We start from the raw sequence: 15,357 nt of genomic DNA, 5'->3' as shown, positions 1-15,357 counted from the left end.
GCCGCCGGTCGCGGACAAACATAAAGAACAAGGGATTTTTGATGGCGAGAGCAGAAGCGTGGCGTCTGGATGCAAGCAATTATCCGGTTTCGATGGTTATTCAGTCACGCTTCGGCGATCTGGATTCTCTGGGTCATATCAACAACGTCGCGATGGCCGGCATTTTCGAGACCGCGCGGGTGCATTTCCACCATCGTCTCGGCCGTCACCCCGCCGAGCTGGGCGTGCGCTGGCTGGTCGCCGCGGTCGACCTCAAATTCGTCGAGGAATCCCATTTTCCCTATGATGTCGTGGTCCACAGCGGCATCGGCCATATCGGCAACAGCAGCTGGAGCCTGCTTTCCGCCGCGTTCCAGCAGGGCGAATGCGTCGCGACCTGCGACACGGTGATGGTGATGAAGGGCCCCAAGGGCAACCGGGTGATCGACGATGCGATCCGCGCGGTGATGGAGGAAAACTCCGCCCGCCCCGGCCTCGCCCACGCCGACTGACGGGCGCCGGGACCCGATCCCGGAACGGGACGCCGGAACCGCCGGTTTTCGTTAACCATTTCGTGACTTCCTTTTCATAGCCTTACCCCGTCAAGGTGGCGATCGCCGCGATTCGGGGACAGCGCGATGCAGCGTTTCGATTTTCGTTCGGGACCGAACGTCGAGGATATGAACGGGGAAACGCCGGCCGCGCTGGATACGCGGGTGGAGCGGCTGCACCTGCTCGTCGTCGATGCGCAGGCCGCCGCGCGCGAAGCGATGGCGCGGCGCTTTTCCCATATGCGCTATGACGTGATCCTCGCGGAAAACGCCGCGACGGCGCTGGAGGCGCTGTCGGCCTGGCGCTTCGACGTGCTGCTGGTGGATATGGGGCTGACCGATCCCGACGGCGTGGAAACGCTCCGCCGCATGCGGGTGTCCGGCCTGTTGCGCGGCGCGCCGGTGCTCGCCATCGCCCCGCATGGCGAGGATGCGCTGGCGCTGCGCGCGCTGGAGGCGGGCGCCGACGACCATGTCGCCAAGCCGTTCGACTTCGACGTGGTGGACCTGCGCCTGCGCCACATGGTGCGCCGCGCCCGGCGGCTGGAGCAGATGGTCCGGCACAATGAGGCGCTGGACGCGCGCATCGCCCGGCGGGCGATGGAACTGGGCGAAACGCGCGCGGAGCTGGAGGAATTGCGGGCCGACCGGGGCCGGCTGATCTCCTCCATTCAGGCGCTGAACGAAGAGATTGCCCGGCTTTCCGGCCGGTTGAACTGACGGGCCGCCGAGACCGGTCTTAGCCTTCTTCCTCTTCCGCCTTATGGTGCAATATCTCGTTGCGCACGCGGATGACCGCCGAGCCGATCCGCGTCTCGACGATGAACAGCGCGAAGCCCGTGCCCATGCACAGCATCGAGCCGATGAACAGCAGCGCGATCACCGTGTCGAAGCGGTTGCCGAACAGCTGGTTGGCGAACAGCAGGATCACGACGAGGCAGATCATGCAGGCGCTCAGCACGCTCAGCAATATGCACAGGTTGACGTAACCGATGCGCCGGTCGAGCGTGCGGATTTCATGGACTGGAGCGGGTGAAGGGATTATAAAAAGCCACTACAAATAAACAACATTTTTTGCTACAATCACCCACACAGAACCTACACAGGTACGGCATATCAAGCACTTGCGCCGCCAATCTGCACAGTTTCTGCACAGTGGGAAGCGGAGAAATGAGTTTCATCCTCGATAAAGAGCAGATCAAGCCCGGCCTTATCATCTTCCGACGCGGTGACGTCGGGCACGACCAGTATTATTGCCGGATCAGAATCCAGAACGAAGACCGCTACAAGACAATCTCGCTGCGGACGGCAGACCGGCAGACGGCCCGCGACCGCGCGATGGACGAGTATGCCGACATCCGTTTTCGGGTGAAACACGATGTTCCCGTATTCAACCGCCCCTTCTCGCAGGTGGCGGAGGAATATGCCGACGCCCAACAGCGGCGCGCCAACGCGGGCGAGGTCAGCCAAGCCCGCTGCAAAAATATCAGAAGCAAGATCGACGGCCCTCTCAAGGCTTACGTCGGCAGCACACAGATTCATCTGGTTACGCAAGACCGCTGGTCGGAATATCCGCTGTGGCGACGCGAAAACGGCGAAGGCCGTCGCAAGAGCGTCATCAGCGATTCCACGATCCGCATCGAGATGACCATTTTCGCAGCCATCATGAACTTTGCGATCAGCAAGCGGTATGTTCCCGCGCATCATCGCTTTGAAGGCATGCCGAAGCTCAAATCGAACCGCCGCGACGAGTTCACGCTTGAGGAATATCGCAAGCTGCACACCAAAGGCCGAAAGTGGATGAAGGAGGCGACCACGCCGCAAGGCGTCTGGTATCGCCAAGTCTGCTACAATTTCATTCTTATTATGTGCAACACGGGGATGCGCCCGCCGGAAGCGAAGAACCTACGCTGGCGGGACATCACCACCGCAAAAGACAAAGACGGACAGGAAATCCTTGTCCTCTACGTTCAGGGCAAGGGCAAAACCCGCAAGCTTATTGCCCCTATCAGTGTCGCAAAATACCTCGACCGCATCCGCGAGCTTTCCAAGGCGACCAAGCCGGACGATCACGTCTTTACGATTATCAACGGCAAACCGGCAAAATGGCTCTACCGAGACACCGTCGAAGAGTTATTGAAATACACCGACCTTCGCGAGGGGCCGAGCGGCATTCCCCGCACCACCTATTGCTTCCGCCATACCTACGCCACGCTCCGGCTTTCCGCCGGGGTGGATGTCTATATCCTCGCCCAGCAGATGGGCACCTCCGTCAAGATGATCGAACAGCACTATGGGCATGTGAACACCATCAAACATGCCGACCGCGTGCTTATGGGCATCGGCGGATGGGATGCGATGCATGCCGAAATGAACGCCGAAATCGACGAGCTGGAAGCCAAGGCCAAAGAGGTGCAGTCCATCAAAGCCAAGCAGACGGAAAAGCCGAACCGCCCCAAACGCTAGCGCGCATCGCACCAGCCATCGAGTTCGATGGCCGATGCAACAGAGCTATGCGTTTCTGCCGGAGGTCACGACGCGCCGCTGGCGCTTCCCGGTCGTGGAGTCCGGCCAAGCGGGCACGGGAAAAAGGCGCGCCGAGCTTCAAGCGCCCCTGTGATCGCGTCTTTCCGCGAAGACTTTGCCTCAGCCGCTGGCGAACCAGAGGCAATGGATAGCGAAGCCTGCCTTCATGCAGGCCACCCTTACCCCAAAATCGCTATATCTCAGGATATGCTGCCGACCTTTTGAACTGCCACTTCACCCTTTGCAGGCGTTGGCTTTGTTCTCGGCTCCGTCCTGAATCCCCTTGTCTTGTTTGCATCCCCATCGGGCAGCGTCATGCCCCCTGCCATGCGCGGGCGCTCATGGCGTCAACAGGAAGCCTCGGCTCCCCCGTCCGCAGGCGTCCGGTCCCCCCAATTTTCCTGTGTGACGCCGCGCCATCGCGCCTGGCTCTCCGTGGGCACGCCCGAAAGGGAAATGCAAACCAAGGAGAAAGACATGACGAAAAAATCCGAAACCAAAGTGCCCGCGCTGATTGCGTGGCACGTCAGAGAAGCCAAAGGCGGCAAATCCTACTGGACGCGCATCGGGGCGGCTTGGCCGCACCAGAACGGCGACGGCCATACCCTGCAACTCGACCTCTATCCGTTGGACGGTCGCATTGTTCTGCTCTCGCCGAAAGCCGACGAAGCGGCGGAAGGCGGTGCAGCATGACCCGCAGCCAGCGCCTCTCCAGTGGGCTTAACAGCATCTTTGATCACGTCAGCTTTATGCTCGACAACTACGAGACCATCACCGGCGACGCCCGCCGCGACCTCCAAGAGGTGCTCTACATCGTCGGAGCGGCTCAGGACGAAGCCGCCCAGCTTCCCATCGCAGAGGGAGGTGCAGCATGAGCCGCCTCTGCAAACGCTATACGGAGCATCACGAAACCGTCTGGAACGGCGTGACCATTGCCATCAGCTACGAACCGCGCTGGCTCAGCCTTGCCGACGACTACGGCCTCGACACGGCCCACCTCGAAATCGAGGCCATCGCGCCAGAGCGCGCGCCGCTTCCCATCACGGAAACCGGCTATCGCTCGCACTTCACGACGGCAAATGCCGTCGCCGCCATGGGCGGGCCGGTGGCGCTTGTACGCACATGGCTGGACGAAGAAGCCGCGAATCCGGCGTGGCGTCGGCAAGCCGACGCCAAGCGCCAGCTCACCCTCTTTTGAGGGTGATGCTGGCGCGGTGCGCCTTGTCCCAAAGATTTTGGTGCTGTTATGAAAAAATGCGCTAGGGATAGCATATACTTGAGCAGAATCATCTTTCGACGGATGATAGGCATTGACGGGGGACAATGGCCGACAAAGAGTTCATCCTACAGGGCTTCACTACTCGCACACATGCAGATGCCGTGCGAGAGTTGTTCGATATTGATTCAATCGAGCGGGTAATTCTGAGTGTTGCCTTTGTCAGCGAAAGCGGCGTTCAGCAGCTTGAAGCGAAGATCGCTCCGCATATTGCCAACACCACGGTCTTTGCAGGCATCCGAAACGACATTACGTCGCACCAGGGATTAGCCGCCCTGCTAGCCCTAGCGAACGACCTTTTCGTGGTAGACACCGGCTCCCGCCAAGTTCTTTTTCATCCGAAGCTGTATTTTGTTCGAGGTTCTGAGCGCGCGCGATTGGTGATTGGCAGTGCTAATCTCACTCTGGGGGGCCTGAATAACAATATCGAGGCGGGAATGCTGCTCGACTTCGACCTTCTGGATGCGGCAGATCAAGCAACGGTTGCTGCGATAGAGGCGGAGTTGGACAAGCTTGCGGCGGATTATGCGGCAAACGTTCTAAAGGTTGGCGCGGTTTCCGATATCGACATCTTGCTGGCGACTGGGCGCATCGTTGATGAAATGGCCGTCCCCCCGCCTAGACCCGGCAGCTCGTCCAGTTCCACCGGCGGCAACGCAGACGCAATTCCGCGTATTAAACTGAAGGTCAATCCACTTCGCCGCGCGATAAAAAAGGCCGATGCCGCTAAGCCTAAGTCGGCCAAAGCACCGAAGCAGGACGCAACGGTTGTCGCCGCCGCCCCGGCACCAATGCCCGTGCCGAAGGCTGCGGGAGTTCAGTATGAAATCGTTTGGGAAAGCAAGCCTCTGACTCTTCGTGACCTCAATATTCCCGACGGGGCGAATACCAACAAAACCGGCTCAATCAACCTTGATAAAGGGCTGCTTCCTGCCGATGTGGATCATCGGCACTATTTCCGAGAAGAAATATTCAATCAGCTTGATTGGAGCGGAGCCAATGCCAAAACGACAGAGGAAGCTTATGCGAAGTTTCATCTCGTCATCAAAGGCATCAGCTATGGTGAATTCGACCTTCGCATCGGCCATACAATTGGAACGGAAAGCAAAGCCTATAAACAGAATAATGCGATGACCCGGTTGAGTTGGGGGCCTGTCAAAACACACGTCGGGAATCCGGACCTTAAAGACAGAACACTATCTCTTTACAGAGACTTGGCTGACCCGACGCGGTTCGTGTTGGAGATCGACTAGGCGGATTCCGGAAGCGGATCGCTGGACGTGCGGTGCCGCCGGTCGCGAAGCTTGCGCCAGCCTTCCAGAACATTCTCCTGCTTTGCTTTCGATAGACCGAGTGCGCCGAGGAGAACCTTTCCCTGCCGCTCAAGGACTTGATGCGTAGGCAGGGTTCGGATTGCTTTATCCAATTCCGTAAGATCAACCTGAGCTTTCTGCGGCAGCGGAATCGTCAGTCGCTCAATCTCAGAAGGGATCAACTCCAGAACGCCGCCGCCATAATGGCGACCTTCCAGTTCGGCGCTGAGGGCGGTAAGCGGATTTATGAAGCTGCTTACCAGCTTCTCCGCCAAAACATTCCGCGCCCTGATGCGATACGCGGTATCGGTTGTGTAGGCACCGATCCGGTTAATGATGAGGCGGGGGGTGTCGTGTGACCGTTTCAGCATGCCAATTTCGGTGGAATAGACGGAGGGCACCGTGTACCAAGGCGATCTCACGCGACATTTATAGCGCTTGTGTAGTTCTTCCTCTTCTCCGCGTTTGATATACGCGCGAGCGGCAGCATCAATTTTGGCAGAACTTTCCTTAAACCAAAGGAAATTTGTCGGTTTCCCGTTTGCTACATTGGCCTCATGCTGGCGCTCATCATAAATAACACCAGGACAATGTTCGCTGCGCCCGAACATGGGATGAGCCCATTTCTTCAGCTTGTACCGCTTCACGACGGCATCATCGACAAGGAAAAATTTGTTGGCTCCCGTTACGATACCAACGTCAACCTTCGCCACTTCGTCAAATCGGAAAACTTCCTCATGCTCCCCCAATTCATCGAACAGTGAGCGCGTCTCCAAATCAAGGAGCGCGCGCGTCCATTTCCCCTGAACGGTCTTCCCATTGATAGCCTGCGGCTGATCGAAAACCGCAGTGGGCGACAGGTTAAGAAATTCACGGCCTTTGACCGGATACATACCTAGCCCCTCAGCCTTGTCAGCTTTGCTGCGGCGTTTTTCCGCTAAGAGGATTACCGCTCCCTGAAGAGTGTCACTGAACCACAGTTCCTCAGGATCGATAATGACGAGGCGGCGACATTCCCGGCCAAGGTACGAGCGCAGCGACTGAGCATGCGTTACATGGATGATCTCAGCCGGAACGACCATGGCGAGCCGTCCCCCTGGGCGCAGCATTGCCATGGACGCCAAGATGAATGGCACCCAGGCGTTCGTGTGCTTGGTGAAGGGCAGGTCAAGGGCGCGGAAAATTTCCTCAGCCGTATCTTGGAACTGCGGCGGCAGATATTGGTAGCGGACGAACGGGGGATTGCCTACGACTGCATCAAATAACGGTTTTCCGGCACGCATCTGCCGGAGAGCCCAAGCTAGGAAGTCCTGATTTTTTATTGTCGCATTGGATAGGCCGCACTCTTTCATCCGGGCGGCCGCTTTTCCAGCTTCCTCCTTGTCAAGCTCAAAGCCAGTAACAGAGACCTTGGAAAAACCCCGCACACGCTTGAATGCGGAAAAAAATGCACCGTCGCCGCAGCTCGGCTCAAGAACGCTCTCCGGTGAAATTTCTTTCACCCATTTCGCGATAAAGGCAGCGAGATCGACCGGCGTATAATAGCCGCCCCGAAGCTTCTGCGCAGTCTCGTTCTCGATGAAGTTCATTTCGTTTCACCGGCCTTCTTTTGTTTTTTGTTCAGGTACTTTGTAGCCTGCTCAACGAACCACTCTTTAAGGGTAGAATCGTCTACCGCGAGCGCACCATAAAGCGCTCGTTTAAGTGCAGGGTCTACCTCCACTACGATCCTACCCGATTGTCCTTTAGCCATTCGCCGAGCTGTCCCCCATGTGCTCTATGTCACATAACATAGCAAGGCCTTGAATCGCTGCCAAGTGGCGAATTGCGTCGCCAAAAATGCCCTCTTCAAAGGGGGATGGCGCCGAATCCTGGCCTACCGATGGCTACCGCTTCGCTGTTTACGCGAGGCCGCTGATTCTCTCGGTCTGCCGAGTGCCGCATAACAGCCCCTCAGTTGCTCCCGTGGTGTTGTTCCGCCCTCAGTCATGCCGCGTTACTGGCGTCGGGCGCTTTGCCGTCAATGGGCTGCCCGCACCACCCCTTCGGGCCGTGTTGCCCATGATGGCAGCAGCTTGGTCCCGCCGCTCCGAGGTGCCGCGTCCTTCGGGACGAACAACACCAATCAAAAGGAGCAACAAAATGGGACTGGATATGTATGCACTTGTGACCCGCGAGAAACCGGCAACGCCCTTCGGCTTCAAGGTCGAAGATGCCGCTGAAATCCACTACTGGCGCAAGCATCCGAACCTTCACGGCTGGATGGAAAGCCTCTACTTCGAGAAGGGCGGCACGGATACGTTCAACTGCATCACGCTCGCCCTCACGGCGGAAGACCTCGACCGTCTGGAAGCGGACGTGCGCGCAGGGCATTTGCCGCCAACCAGCGGTTTCTTCTTCGGCGAATCCGACGGCAGCGAAAACGAAGATGACCTTATGTTCATCGCCAACGCTCGTGCGGCCATCGCCGAGGGCAAGACCGTTTTCTATGACTCGTGGTGGTAGGCCGACCTGCGGTGGGCGCGGCATTGCCGCGCCCTCGCGGCTGTCATTATTGCGCCCTCGCGGCTTCATACCTTCACGAACCGCGAACCGACAATGGCGGCGCGGGCGGTTTCGTCGCTCCACGCCATGCGGTCTATCTTGCCTTGGCCGATTTTCCCGCGCTGGCGGCGTATCGCTTCGCCGCGCTTGAGGGGATAGAGGGGGCGCAGCCATTGGGGCGCAGGCTCGACCGCGCAGGCCGTCACCTCGATATGCACCCAGCCGCCACGGTCGATCTTGACGACTTGGCCCGTGATAACGCGGTGGCCGGTGATGACCGGCTTTTTCTTGGAGTTACGCGGCTGGGGTTTCCAGACCGGCTCGCGCCAGCGGATCACGTCCGCCACGATGAAATCAGTGCCGCAGGACAGCCATTTCACATCTCCCCCAATCCGGGGGCGCTCTACCCGCACGATGCCGTAGAGGCATCTGCGCATGCGCGCCTCTGTATGGTAAGCTTGACGCGCCCCCTGTCTCTTTAGATTGTGAAGGGGAAAGACGTTTGTGCGCAAGTACATCTGCAATGCCCCGTCCACAAGGCAGGACATGGAAAAGATTTACCGAGGCGGCTTGCCGCTCCGCACAAACATACAGGCGTATGTTTACTCACGGGGGCATCATGTCGGAGGACAAGCCGAGCGCACCAACCGCAGATGAAGCGCTAAACGCTTGGGAACAAGGCGCAGGCAATACGCCCGATGCGCCGCCCCATCCCAAACTCGCTCACCTCAAATCCCTCTTCGCCGCGCATACGGATGTGTGCAGCTTGGAAGCCGTGCTTTCCGCCGCGATGAACGATGCAAACGACCCGTGCCCGTGGGGGTGGAAGTGCAGCCGGGCTTGCTCGCGCTTGCGGCGCACATCGAGCGACTCGACGCCGCCCGAGTCGGACGAAATCCCGCGCTGCCGTCGCGCCTGCTCACGCAGATCGTCACCAATCACCTCGAAAATCTGCTGCATACCATCGTAACCAACCCGACCAGCCATCCGCACTATGCGGAACTGTGGAACGACCTCTGCGCCGCCGAAGGCGCGCCGGAACTGGCGGTGCCGAACGGCGACGGGGCGGGCGGAACGCCGCCCGCCCAAGGAGGGCCATTCTGATGCGCGCGGCGACGAAGCCCTTGCGGGCCGTCGCCATGGCGCTGACGCTTGCCGCGTCGCCTTTGTCCGCCGCCGCGCAAGAAGCCGCGCCAAGCTGGCAGAAGGATAATCCGATATTCCGGCAGGGTGGCGAGCCGCGCGGGCTGGTGCTGCCGCCCGCTCAGCAGCGCGTTTTTGACCGCGATGCAGCGTTGCTGGCCGATATCCGCGTGGCGCTTGCGGAGGGCGAGTATCGTCGTAAGGCAGGCGAGATTGACGCGGCGGCATGGCGCAGCCGCGCCGCTGAACTGCAAGCAGCGGAAACCGCCTTGCGCCGCAAATGGCAGGGCATCGGCACGGGCCAAGACCTCATGCTGAGCAGCGCCGCTGATAGCATCGCCCGCGAACGCATGGCGGCGCTCAGAGCGCAATATGACCCGCCGAAACAGCGAACCCCTTGGAACTACGTCACCGCGCTTGCAGGGTTTGCCAAGGACATGGCCGTGGGCCTGTTCCGAGACAGCATCGGCTTTCTCGGCAGTCTGTTTTCCGGCCTGTTCGGCCCGCTGGCCGTGCTCGTAGGCGTCGTCGGGCTGATTTGGCTGGTGAAGGACAAACGGCGCAAACCGAAGCCGAAACCCGCCCTGTCCGACAACTACGGCTCCGCCCGCTATGCGGAGGTACGCACCAACCTTGCCCATGAATACGACGGTCACAGGGGCGTGTTTTTCGGCAAGAGCAGCGCGCCGGAGCTTTCAGCCATCCCCATCGAGCAGCAGACGGGCGCGCCCGTGCTCTCGACGCCGGAGCACCATACGCTGATTGTCGCGCGCACCCGCACCGGCAAGGGCACCCGCGTCATCGTGCCGACGCTTTTGCGCTATGGCGGCTCGGCGATTGTGATCGACCCCAAGGGCGAAAACGCTGCCATCACGGCGCGCATCCGGCGCGGCACCCTCAATAGCGCCGTCCACGTCATCAACCCGTGGGGCGAACTGGCGGAGACGTTCAAAGAGCGCGGCCTTGCACCCGCGACCTTCAATCCGCTGGATGTGCTGGTGCGCGACGACCCCAACGCCGTCGCGGTGGCGCAGGCGCTTGCTGCGGCAGTCTGTCCAACGACCCCCGGCGACAAAGACCGCTATTGGCAGGGCAGCGCGGCCAACGTTCTGACCGCCGTGCTCTTGTGGATTACCGACCAGCCGGGCGAGCAAAAGACGCTCGCCCGCGCGCGGGAGATTGTGAGCCTCAGCCGGAAGGATTTCACGGAGAGGTTTCTGGTGCCGATGGCGGCCAGCAGCGCCTTCGGCGGGGCGATACGGGAGATGGTCAGCCCGTATCTCGACCTTGCCCAAGAGACTTACAGCGGCATCATGTCCAATCTGTCGGAGGCGACCAAGTTCCTGTCCGACCCGCAGGTGAAGGCCGCGACCGCCCAATCATCCTTCGACATGCAGGGCCTCATCCGCGAGGCGGTGACGGTCTATCTGGTCATCCCGCCCGACCGCATCGACACCCAGCGTACATGGCTCCGGCTCATGACTACGGCGGCCATGCATACCTTCAAACGCTATCCGCTGGGCGGGCGTCCGCCGCACCGCTGCATGATCTTGATGGACGAGTTTCCGGCCTTGGGGCGCATCGAGGATTTGCCCCGCGATATCGCCACCATGTCCGGCTACGGCATCGACTTCACCCTGATTGTGCAGGGCCTCGACCAGCTCAAAGACCTCTACGGCGCGGCGGCGGGTACCATCCTCTCGAACTGCGCCTACAAATGGTTTTGCAACGTCAACGACCTTGAGAGCGCGAACTACCTCTCCGAAACCTTGGGCAAAGTGACCGTGCAGACGGTCGGCCATGGCGAGGGCCAGAACTTCGGCCCCGGCGGCGGCGGGCATAGCGAAAACCTCAACTACGGAGAAACAGGCCGCCCGCTGCTCATGCCCGACGAGGTGCTGGCCTTGGGCCGTGACGTGGCCATTGTCCTGAATCCCGCCGACCGTCCGCACTATGTGCGTCCGGTCGATTACTGGCGGCTGCCCGAGGCCTTCGCGCCCCTCGCCAGCGCCTATCCGCATCTCTATTGGGAACCGCCCTTAGCCTACGACGACAACCCGTATTTTGTGCGGGGCGGCAAACAGGACGGCGGCCATAATGGCCGCCAGTCCGGCGGCGCGCGTCAGCGCGCCGCAAAACCCAACGGCAAAATGACGCGCGCGGAAGCGCTCGACCTTCTCGGCCTCTCCGAAGGCGCAACCGCCGCCGAGGTGCGGGCCGCTTGGAAGCGGCTGATGCAGAAGGTGCATCCCGACACCGGCGGCTCCGCCCGTTTCGCGCAGATGCTCAACGAGGCCCGCGACGTGCTCGCCACGGGCGGCGGCGAAGAGGGCCGCGCGGGATGAAAGCATCGCCGCATCGCCCGCCTTCGTGCTATGCTACGCTTCAACCCACGCTGAGCGAGTCGCATACGATTGTATGCAGACGGCGATATCCCGGCTTGCCGCAAGCGCTCGCTACCCCACACCCCAGCACGTCCCGTGCTATCCTAAGTTATGGCTTAGGAGAGTGTGCAAGCCATGTGCGGACTGACCGTCCACACCCCGCACCTGAAGGTGCTGGCTTGGCAAGGAAGGCGCTTCGCCCTCCCGTTGCATCCCTCCCGAGCAAGGGGTTTCACACCCCTGCACCCGTGCGGGGAGCCTTCGTGCTCCCTGCGACCCATGACCGGGGCTTTGCCCCCGGACCCCACCAAAGGAGCTATCGCGCTCCCTTGGGACCCATCGACCAAGGCGCTTCGCCCTTGGAGCCAGACAAGGGGTTGTCGCACCCCTCGACCACTCGCCGGAGACTTCCGCGTCCCGGCACCCACGGCCAGAGCTTGCGCGCTCTGGACGACGCGCAGGCGGCTTTCATGCCCCTGCACCCTGACGGAGGGGGATACCCCCTCGACCCCGCAGCCGGACACGTCCGGCAGAAAGGAGATGCGCTTGAGCGATAGCGGCTCAGAGCACAGCCCTTCCGGGCGGCGCAAGTCGGAACGGCGGCAACGCACCGCCACCATCTATGCCCGCGTCACGCCCGACGAAAAGTCGGCGTTTCTCGCCCGCGCCGACAGGGCGGGCATGGCCGCCGCCGCCTTCGCCCGCGCGGCGCTCATCGGCGAAGCCGGTCCCCGCGCGCAGCGGCGCATCCCTGCCGACAGTGCTGCGCTGCGTCAAATCCTCGGCCACCTTGGCAAGACCGGTAGCAATCTGAACCAGATTGCCCGCTACCTGCATACAGGCGGCGAGCCGGAAACCGTCCTGCCGGACTTGCGCGAAGCGCTGGCCGACTTCGCGCACATCCGCAGCCTTATCTATGACGCGCTCGGCAAAGAGCCGGATCGCGTGCCAGCGGCGGCATCGCCGCTAGCCTCGACACCCGCACCGGCTCCAATCCCGGCACCGGCACCGGCAACGGCAGCGCCAGAGGCCATCCCGCCTGCGGGATTGTCCAAATTCATCCCGCCGCCCGAACCGTGAGCCAGCGGCATGATTATCAAAGGAGGCTCACGCGCCGGACCCCGCCAGCTTGCCGCCCACCTTCAGCGCACCGACACCAACGAGCGCATGGAGGTGCTGGAACTGCACTCCGGCCTCGATGACCTGGCCGCGACCTTCCGCGACTGGCAGACACTCTCGGAAGGCACGCGCGGCAAGAAGGGCCTCTATCATGTCAACATCGACCCCGACGCCCGCTACGAGATGACGTCCCAGCAATGGGCGCGGGCGGTGGAGGTGCTGGAACAGGAACTCGGGCTGGACGGCCAGCCTCGCGCCGTCGTCCTGCACGAAAAGAAAGGCCGCCAGCACATCCATATCGTCTGGGCGCGCACCGACCTCGAAACCATGACCATGCGCTCGGATAGCAACAACTATCTCGCCCATGAGCGCGCCAGCCTGAAACTGGAACGCGAGTTCGGTCATGAGCATGTGCCGGGGAAACACGCGAAGCGCGACCGCGCCAAACAGCCGGAGTTCCCGCGCGCGGAGGTCAGCCATGCGGAGCATCAGCAGGCCGAACGCAGCGGCCTTTCCACCCAAGAGCGGCGGGCGCAGCTTGCGGGGCTCAAGTCATCCTGTGACAGCGGCATGGCGTTCAAGGCCGCCGTGAAAGATGCGGGCTATGTGCTGGCGCGGGGCGACAGCAAGGACTTCGTGCTCGTCGGGCCGGAGGGCAGCGTTTACAGCCTGAGCCGCGAACTCAAAATGAAGGCCGCCGAGGCGCGGGCCTTCATGGCGGATGTGGACCGCGATGCGCTTCCCACCGCTTGCGAGGCCAAAGCCCAGCAGCGCGACCGGCAGAAGGATGCCGAGCCGCCTGCATTCGAGATGCAACGCCCGCCCGTCGAAGATCTCGCACCAGCGCCGGAGGCGCAGGGCGAGATGCCGGACGCGCAGAAGCAGGATTCCGGCGCACCGGACCTTGCACCCGCCGTCGCGGCGGCATTGACCGCGCGCGAACAGGCCGAGGCCGAGAAACTGGCCAAGTGGCATCATGCCGAATTGCGCCAGCTCCGGCATGTGCTCGTTCTTGAAGCGCGGGAAAAGATAGAGGGTCTGCGTCGCCAGCAGCAGGCCGAGCGCGAGCGCTTCATCCGCGATGGCAAATTGTCCGGCATCGAGGGATATATCGAAGCCCTGCAAAACCGCCTCAATCCGGGGCGCGGCGCGGAGAAGCGCCTTGAGCGCGACACCGCATGGAAACACCTGCGAGAGCGGCAGGCCATCGAGCGCGCCGACCTTCGCACATTGCTCCGTCAGGACAGGGCCGAGCACATCGCGGAACTGAAAGAACGCCACGACCAGCAGCGGCGCGATCAGCAGGCGGGGTTTGCGCGCGAGCGTATCCGCTATGCGGAAGATTCAGCCCGCGCGGCGCGATTGCTTGTGCAGGTCGAAGAAGACCGCCGCGAGGTAGAGCGGCAACAACAGGAGGGGCGCGCGGCGGAACCGCCGCCAAGGCCCGCAAAGTAAGCGGCTCGCGTTTCCTGCAACCAGAACCGGGCCGCAAGAAAAAGAAGAAAAAGGTTGCCACAGGTCAGCAGGGCGAGGCCGCCGCCGAAGGGCTGTTTGGCTGGCTTCCCGACATCGCGGCAATCTCCGTTGCCGTATCGCGCTTCCTGCATCTCGACGCTGCGCCGTCGCCGGAGCAGGTGGATACGGGCGCGACCGCGAAGGACAGTGACGGGTTTGAAGACCCGCCCGAGCTTGTGCCCACGTTCATGCCGACCGTGCGGCGTGTGCTCTCGCGTTTCATGAATCCGGCCAAGAAGCGCAGCGTGAAAAACCGCCGCGCGCGCGGCCTGCGCGCGCTTCTCGCGCGCACGGGATTCAAATCGAAATTTCTTGCGCAGCCGTCACCGCCGCCTGTGCCGAAACCGGCTCCTCCGCCGAAGTCTGCGGCGCAATCGCCTGCATCGCCGTCACCATCCAAGCCGCCATCGCTGCGCGGGAAGTTCAACAAGCCTATGGGGCCGTAGACGAACTGAAATCGCTCACAACGAACAAGTGTCTGTTCGCTGATTAACTATTATCAATATCAATTAAATGACCCTCAGGAAATTTCAACGGCAGCTCAATCGAGCGATGACACCATTTAAGACGTAAACTAATAAGTTATCGAAAAACAAAAAGTATTGAACTTAGTGTCCGTCGAATAGTATCTTTCTATCCATGTTTATTGTTTTGCGAAGTTGGCAAATGAAGTTATCTGTTTTATTAGCGTTTTTTCTAGTTGTTTCTCTTGCTGGATGCGATGATTCTCCTGAGTCCGCACCTAAAATCGGATCAGAGACTCCCGGTGGATACGTAATTACCGACAATGGCATATTCGTCAGCATCGATAATTGCATTGATAACTCAAAAATGCTTCAGTCTAAAATGAATATTCTTAAAGTTGACGATGTGCGAGGAAATACCATGTACACCTCTCAAATCAAGCTCGCAAGCGGAGACATGATGCTTCACGCATGTGTCGAAGCTAATAAACAAGTCGTTTTTACGGAAGCTATTAAAAAGAAGTAGAACTTTATAAGGAATTT

The 15,357-nt window shown here is 60.7% G+C and carries 17 protein-coding genes; 14 read left to right on the top strand and 3 right to left on the bottom strand.

What is annotated here, in order from left to right; all coding sequences use genetic code 11:
* The first annotated feature begins 41 nt into the window (after nucleotides 1-41).
* Together GGR43_RS05170 and GGR43_RS05165 are read left to right on the top strand one after the other, a co-directional pair.
* On the top strand, nucleotides 42-491 hold the full coding sequence (locus tag GGR43_RS05170; protein ID WP_188070900.1) for an acyl-CoA thioesterase: 450 nt from the start codon (nucleotides 42-44) through the stop codon (nucleotides 489-491).
* Between the two features lie 126 nt (nucleotides 492-617).
* Nucleotides 618-1,250, top strand: coding sequence for a response regulator transcription factor (locus tag GGR43_RS05165; RefSeq protein ID WP_188070899.1), 633 nt, complete (start codon nucleotides 618-620; stop codon nucleotides 1,248-1,250).
* A 19-nt stretch (nucleotides 1,251-1,269) separates the two neighbouring features.
* Here GGR43_RS05165 and GGR43_RS05160 read toward each other — a convergent pair whose 3' ends face one another.
* Nucleotides 1,270-1,545 (bottom strand): DUF2721 domain-containing protein, encoded by a 276-nt coding sequence (locus GGR43_RS05160; RefSeq protein WP_284276963.1) that lies wholly within the window; start codon nucleotides 1,543-1,545, stop codon nucleotides 1,270-1,272.
* A 155-nt stretch (nucleotides 1,546-1,700) separates the two neighbouring features.
* Between GGR43_RS05160 and GGR43_RS05155 the strand changes: the two genes are divergently transcribed.
* The 5 genes from GGR43_RS05155 to GGR43_RS05135 all read left to right on the top strand — a co-directional run bounded on the left by GGR43_RS05155 (nucleotide 1,701) and on the right by GGR43_RS05135 (nucleotide 5,585).
* Nucleotides 1,701-2,996, top strand: a complete 1,296-nt coding sequence (locus tag GGR43_RS05155; RefSeq protein ID WP_188070898.1) for a tyrosine-type recombinase/integrase — start codon at nucleotides 1,701-1,703, stop codon at nucleotides 2,994-2,996.
* Between the two features lie 537 nt (nucleotides 2,997-3,533).
* Complete coding sequence (locus tag GGR43_RS05150) at nucleotides 3,534-3,749, top strand: hypothetical protein (protein WP_188070897.1); 216 nt, start codon at nucleotides 3,534-3,536, stop codon at nucleotides 3,747-3,749.
* Complete coding sequence (locus GGR43_RS05145) at nucleotides 3,746-3,931, top strand: hypothetical protein (RefSeq protein ID WP_188070896.1); 186 nt, start codon at nucleotides 3,746-3,748, stop codon at nucleotides 3,929-3,931. The genes GGR43_RS05150 and GGR43_RS05145 overlap by 4 nt, the downstream gene beginning before the upstream one ends.
* On the top strand, nucleotides 3,928-4,254 hold the full coding sequence (locus tag GGR43_RS05140) for a hypothetical protein (RefSeq protein WP_188070895.1): 327 nt from the start codon (nucleotides 3,928-3,930) through the stop codon (nucleotides 4,252-4,254). Before GGR43_RS05145 ends, GGR43_RS05140 begins: the two co-directional genes overlap by 4 nt.
* Before the next feature lie 125 nt (nucleotides 4,255-4,379).
* Entirely contained in the window at nucleotides 4,380-5,585 is a 1,206-nt protein-coding gene (locus GGR43_RS05135) for a phospholipase D family protein (protein ID WP_188070894.1), read from the top strand.
* Here the strand turns inward: GGR43_RS05135 and GGR43_RS05130 are convergent.
* The gene (locus GGR43_RS05130; protein ID WP_188070893.1) at nucleotides 5,582-7,234 is read right to left on the bottom strand and encodes an HsdM family class I SAM-dependent methyltransferase; all 1,653 of its coding nucleotides are present in this window, start codon (nucleotides 7,232-7,234) and stop codon (nucleotides 5,582-5,584) included. The two genes, GGR43_RS05135 and GGR43_RS05130, sit on opposite strands and share 4 nt — an antisense overlap.
* A 553-nt stretch (nucleotides 7,235-7,787) precedes the next feature.
* Here GGR43_RS05130 and GGR43_RS05125 point away from each other — a divergent pair.
* Entirely contained in the window at nucleotides 7,788-8,150 is a 363-nt protein-coding gene (locus GGR43_RS05125; protein ID WP_188070892.1) for a phosphoglycerate kinase, read from the top strand.
* Nucleotides 8,151-8,215: 65 nt separating this feature from the next.
* On the opposite strand, the gene GGR43_RS05120 is transcribed toward GGR43_RS05125, so the two are convergent.
* The gene (locus tag GGR43_RS05120; protein ID WP_188070891.1) at nucleotides 8,216-8,569 is read right to left on the bottom strand and encodes a hypothetical protein; all 354 of its coding nucleotides are present in this window, start codon (nucleotides 8,567-8,569) and stop codon (nucleotides 8,216-8,218) included.
* Nucleotides 8,570-9,005: 436 nt separating this feature from the next.
* Between GGR43_RS05120 and GGR43_RS23505 the strand changes: the two genes are divergently transcribed.
* The 6 genes from GGR43_RS23505 (at nucleotide 9,006) to GGR43_RS05090 (ending at nucleotide 15,340) form a co-directional block, all read left to right on the top strand.
* Nucleotides 9,006-9,293, top strand: coding sequence for a hypothetical protein (locus tag GGR43_RS23505; protein WP_246343353.1), 288 nt, complete (start codon nucleotides 9,006-9,008; stop codon nucleotides 9,291-9,293).
* The gene (locus GGR43_RS05110; RefSeq protein WP_188070890.1) at nucleotides 9,293-11,677 is read left to right on the top strand and encodes a type IV secretory system conjugative DNA transfer family protein; all 2,385 of its coding nucleotides are present in this window, start codon (nucleotides 9,293-9,295) and stop codon (nucleotides 11,675-11,677) included. The genes GGR43_RS23505 and GGR43_RS05110 overlap by 1 nt, the downstream gene beginning before the upstream one ends.
* Nucleotides 11,678-12,256: 579 nt before the next feature.
* A complete protein-coding gene (locus tag GGR43_RS05105) occupies nucleotides 12,257-12,796 on the top strand; it encodes a plasmid mobilization protein (protein WP_188070889.1) in 540 nt (179 codons plus the stop codon).
* A gap of 87 nt (nucleotides 12,797-12,883) precedes the next feature.
* Nucleotides 12,884-14,290: a relaxase/mobilization nuclease domain-containing protein gene (locus GGR43_RS05100; protein WP_246343351.1), complete on the top strand. Its 1,407-nt coding sequence runs from the start codon at nucleotides 12,884-12,886 to the stop codon at nucleotides 14,288-14,290.
* A 179-nt stretch (nucleotides 14,291-14,469) separates the two neighbouring features.
* On the top strand, nucleotides 14,470-14,796 hold the full coding sequence (locus tag GGR43_RS05095) for a hypothetical protein (RefSeq protein WP_188070887.1): 327 nt from the start codon (nucleotides 14,470-14,472) through the stop codon (nucleotides 14,794-14,796).
* A 220-nt stretch (nucleotides 14,797-15,016) separates the two neighbouring features.
* On the top strand, nucleotides 15,017-15,340 hold the full coding sequence (locus GGR43_RS05090; RefSeq protein ID WP_188070886.1) for a hypothetical protein: 324 nt from the start codon (nucleotides 15,017-15,019) through the stop codon (nucleotides 15,338-15,340).
* Nucleotides 15,341-15,357 lie beyond the last annotated feature (17 nt).

This window comes from Sphingobium jiangsuense, from assembly GCF_014196495.1.
GTDB lineage: Bacteria > Pseudomonadota > Alphaproteobacteria > Sphingomonadales > Sphingomonadaceae > Sphingobium > Sphingobium jiangsuense.
This window is presented reverse-complemented; position numbering and strand designations above follow the sequence as displayed.